We start from the raw sequence: 4,123 nt of genomic DNA, 5'->3' as shown, positions 1-4,123 counted from the left end.
GATCAGGTGCTTGGTCGCCGGGTCCACCACGGTGACGGGGTCGCCGGCGGCCATCGGGCCGAAGTCGACCCAGCCCGGTCCCTTGGGATCCACCGACCAAAGGTGGTTGGCGGTGTCGCGGACGTAGGTGATCAGGTGCCCGGTCGCCGGGTCCGCCACGACACTGGGCCGTCCCGCCCGCGCCGGGGCGGCGTCGTCGACGATGTTGTTGTAGCGGTAGGCGGTGTAGGTGCTCGTGTCGTGACCGGCGAGCCTGCTGGAGTTCAGGTCTCCGGTGGTGTTGTAGTTCGTCGGCGTGGACCGGCTGCTCTCCTGGTAGAAGTTGAAGGTCCCGGCACCCTTGTCACGCCAGCCGGCGAAGATGATCACGTGCGCGTCGCTGTCGAGGATGTCGCCGGGCTGGAGGTCCGACTTGTTGATGGAAGTCGAGTAGGAGGGGAGGTCGAGGGTCGTCGGGCTCTTGGGCAACTCCCATGCCATGGAGACGAATCCGGAGCAGTCCTGGCGGTAGCGGCCGCCGGTCTGGGAGTCGGACCACCAGCTGTACGGCGCCTCGAGTCCGTTGGCGCTGTACGGGACGGCCTGGTCGACCCAGGCCTGGGCGCGGGCCAGTACCTGGCTGCGGGTGACCTTGCCGCCCGGGGCCGCGTTGTTGCCCAGCGAGCCGGTCGACGACGCGGCCATGTAGGTGGACTGGACACTGTCGGCGTGGGCCGGGGCAGTGGCGAGCACGGTGGCGGCGAGGCAGGCCGCGACCAGGACACCGGCCGGGCGCGAGGACGACTTCTTGACGGACACGGGTGTTCCTCCGTTGGAGAGCTGAAAGGTGAAAGGGCAAAGGGCGGGGCGGCTCGGGTTTCAGCGATGGGCACCGAGCGCGGCGAGGGCGGCCAGCACGGACGCATCGGTGCCGGTGTCGTGGGCCGGGGCAGGACGGTCCTGGAGTTCGTCGAACTGGAAGAGCGTGAGGACGGCACCCTGCTGGAGCGCGTAGAGGTGGTTGGTCTGCTTGTCGGGGGCCGACATCCCGCCGACGCCCGTCCAGGTCCTCGACCATGACGTGCCGTCGGCGGTGGACGCGGTGCGGGTGACGGTCGCGTCCTGGGTGACGCCCTGGCGGGCCTGGAGCTGGCGGGAGGACGTCTGGCAGGTGTCCATGCCGGCGAGGATCTGCTGGTAGGCGGTGTGCGCGGCTTCCGGTGACGGGAAGGAGAACAGCTGCTGCCCCGCGGGGTTCTGGGCCTGGCTGAGGTAGCCCTGCTGCTGCCAGGTGGTGGCGCCGACGACGCTCGTGCACTCGTTGAGGGTGATCTTCCGGCCCTGCAGCTCCTGGCTGCTCAACGGCCCGTCGGGCTTCCACCCGAGCTTGGGCGCCATGGGCAGCTGGGCCAGGCCGGCCGGTTGGACGGCGGGAGTCAGGGCGGTGCCCGGGTCTGCCTTGGCCGGCGCCGGCGCCGTCGGCTTCGCGGTGTTCGGCGCAGCCTCCGTCGCCGATGCGGACCCAGGCCCGCCGGTGGGGCTCGGGTCGGCTCCCGGAGTGGTCTGCGACGGTGTCGGCGTGGCCGCAGGGTCACCAACTGTGCTGCTCGGCATGGGAGTTGAGGTGCCTGGTGTGATGGTGGCGGGAGTGCTCGTGCTGGACGCGGCGGCTGTGGGCGTCTTGGTGCCAGCCGCGCCGCAACCGGTCACCACGGCTGCGGCGCACAGGGCCAGGACCGCCGAGGCGGCGGTGAAGGTCGATCGTCGAATGCGTCCGGGCATGACGGCTCCCGTGGATGAGAAGGGCAGGAAGGTGAAGAAAGGTGTGGCCAGGTGCGTGGTGATGACGTGTGCCGGCGTGACGGGTGGATCCGCCGCCCGGAGTCCGGGGCAGGAGAGCCGGCGGCCGTCGAAGACGAGGCCGTGCGCCGGGGCGCCGGGGCCGGGCCGGGCCGGGCCGGGCCGGGTCAGCGGGCGGTGTGGCCTGAGGCTGCCGGGGGTTCGAGCGGCAGGTAGCTTTGGCGCAGCAGGGGCGAGGTGCGGTGGCTGCGGGTGATCAGGCGGTGGGCGCGGCTGACGGCGTCGCTGGGGGCGTGTTGCGGGTGAGGAGGTGGAGCAGGAGGTCGATGCGGTCGGGTGCGGGCAGGGCGCTGGCGTGTTGGAGGCCGTCTGCGGGTTCGGCGTGCGCCCACAGGGCGTCCACGGCTTCGGCGGCCTCGTTCTCCGGTGCTGCGGTGCCGGGGTGGCGGCGTTTCAGGCTGGCGTGGACAACCTCCATCGCGGGCTCAGCCGTTTCAGCCGATGCTGGCCGGGGCGACGGTCCCGACCCAGCCGATGCTGTCGGAGCCGGCGGTGGTGGCCTGGGCGGGCGTCGAAGCGGTGGCGGCGGGGGCGATCAGGAACGTGGTGAGGGCGACGGGGGCGACCGCGGCGGTCTGGGCGGTACGGGTGCGGATCATGACGGAGTCCTCTGCTGTCGATGGACGGGGTGGGCCTGGCCGGTTGGGGCGTCGAGCGGTTGACGCTCCGTCCGGCTGCCGTTCGGACTGTTTCCCTGGCGGCGATCACTAGCTTCGTCGCCCGCCGACCCCGCCGGAAGGCCTTCCGGATGTCGCCAATCGGCCTGAGATGGAGGAGGCGGTCGCGGTCTGAGGACCGTACGCCCGAAGGGACTTCACCCGGTGCGAGGGCATCGGAACCGGGTGGGGATCGGCGGCCCGCGCCCGGTCTTGGACAAGCCGGGCGCGGGCTCGTGCGCACGGGTGCCGCTCCCGTGCAGGCGCACCGAGGCGTGGTCGGCGGCGACCGGCGCTCCCGACGGGGCCGGTTCGCCGGCGGAGGCCGGGGCGGCGGTGGCGAGCGTCGCCGTCAGGAGGCAGAGCGCGGTCGCGGTGACAGCGAGACGACGGTTCATGGTGGTGTGGCCTCCGTTGTAGGCGGTTGTTCCGACGACATCGAGTCTGGCCCGGTCGGGCCGCGCGGACCTCCCGCTGCGGAGGGGAGTTGATTCCTTCGCGGGGAGGACCGGGCCTCCCCCGGGAGGGCTGCCCGCAGGCGGGCCCCAGGCTCGGCGGTGTGCGCACCGACCGTCAGTACCGCCTCGCCCGGCGCCGTCGATGGCCCGCCGTCGCCGCCGCCCTCCTGCTGCTCGCGCCCGTCGTGCTCGCCCACCCGGGGGAGCGCGGCGCGGCCCTGCTGCCGGCCCTGACGGCCGCGCTCGCCGCCGCGGTGGCGCTGCTGCCGTGGCCGCTCGGCGGGGTCACGCTCACGGTCGCGGCCGGCGCGGCGGCCGGGGCCTCGCTGCTGCTCGACCTGGGCTACCAGGGGCCCTACCGGTCGCCCGCCTTCTGGCTGCCCTTCAAATGGCCGGCGCTGCTGGTTGTGTTGTCCGGGCCGTCCGCCGGCTGCCCGGCCGCCGGGCCGGGCCGATCGGCGGGGCGGTCGCCCTCGCCGCCGTGGTGCTCCCGTTGCGGTTCGCCCTCCGGGCGCCGCACGGCAGCGCGGCCGGGCCGGTGGTCGGGGTGCTGCTCTCCCTGCTGCCGGTGCTGGGGGTCGCCGGGGCTGGCGTGTACCTGCGGGTGCTGGAGGCCCGCCGGGAACGCGCCGTCGACCGGGCTCGGCGCGAGCAGCGGCTCGAAGTCGCCCGCGGGCTGCACGACTTCGTCGCCCATGAGATCACCGGCATCGCGCTGGAGGCCCAGGCCGGTCAACTCCCGGGCCAGGAACCGGGGGAGACGGTCGCCCTGTTGCGGCGCCTGGAGGAGGCGGGGCTGCGGGCGCTCGACTCGATGGACGAGATGGTGCCGCATCCAGACATACCGTCATGTGCATGCTAGGAAGCGGTGGCGTGACGGGCATCCCGCCGCGCGCCGATCCGGCGGGATCCGGGAAGAGGGGGGCCTAGGGCGCGTATTTGGTCGTGATCAGATGAATCAGCGGGGGTGGGTCGTGCGTGACGCGCTCGACCCACCCCCCTCGTGTAACCCGGCCGCGTGCCGCCGGCACACAGCTCTGGCGGAGCGCGCCGCCGCCCGCCTCGCCCACGCCCTCCACGGCACCATGAAGGTGACGGTTCACCAGGCCGTCGAGGCGCTGCTGCGCGCGCCGGACGGGCGCAGCGGCAAGGACTACCTCGGCTACCTCC

General features: G+C 73.3%; 6 protein-coding genes and 1 pseudogene. 2 read left to right on the top strand and 5 right to left on the bottom strand.

Annotated features, from left to right (window positions below; all coding sequences use genetic code 11):
- From VM95_RS37130 to VM95_RS37115, 5 genes and pseudogenes are all read right to left on the bottom strand, one after another.
- Positions 1-798 (bottom strand): annotated as a pseudogene (locus tag VM95_RS37130) (C40 family peptidase); the annotation flags it as partial.
- Between the two features lie 60 nt (positions 799-858).
- Complete coding sequence (locus VM95_RS37125; protein ID WP_045705665.1) at positions 859-1,377, bottom strand: hypothetical protein; 519 nt, start codon at positions 1,375-1,377, stop codon at positions 859-861.
- A gap of 658 nt (positions 1,378-2,035) precedes the next feature.
- Positions 2,036-2,257, bottom strand: a complete 222-nt coding sequence (locus VM95_RS37120; RefSeq protein ID WP_045705663.1) for a hypothetical protein — start codon at positions 2,255-2,257, stop codon at positions 2,036-2,038.
- Between the two features lie 16 nt (positions 2,258-2,273).
- A complete protein-coding gene (locus VM95_RS43050) occupies positions 2,274-2,438 on the bottom strand; it encodes a hypothetical protein (protein WP_157882303.1) in 165 nt (54 codons plus the stop codon).
- A 215-nt stretch (positions 2,439-2,653) separates the two neighbouring features.
- Positions 2,654-2,893 carry a hypothetical protein gene (locus tag VM95_RS37115; RefSeq protein ID WP_045705661.1) on the bottom strand — a complete coding sequence of 80 codons (240 nt, stop codon included), beginning with the start codon at positions 2,891-2,893 and terminating at the stop codon, positions 2,654-2,656.
- 448 nt (positions 2,894-3,341) lie between these two features.
- Here VM95_RS37115 and VM95_RS39505 point away from each other — a divergent pair, with 448 nt between their 5' ends.
- Entirely contained in the window at positions 3,342-3,815 is a 474-nt protein-coding gene (locus VM95_RS39505) for a histidine kinase (RefSeq protein ID WP_052707810.1), read from the top strand.
- Positions 3,816-3,927: 112 nt separating this feature from the next.
- Positions 3,928-4,123: hypothetical protein (locus tag VM95_RS43955; RefSeq protein ID WP_208615606.1), on the top strand; the 196-nt coding region annotated here is incomplete at its 3' end.

This window comes from Streptomyces rubellomurinus (genome assembly GCF_000961885.1).
GTDB classification, from domain to species: Bacteria; Actinomycetota; Actinomycetes; order Streptomycetales; family Streptomycetaceae; genus Kitasatospora; species Kitasatospora rubellomurina.
This window is presented reverse-complemented; position numbering and strand designations above follow the sequence as displayed.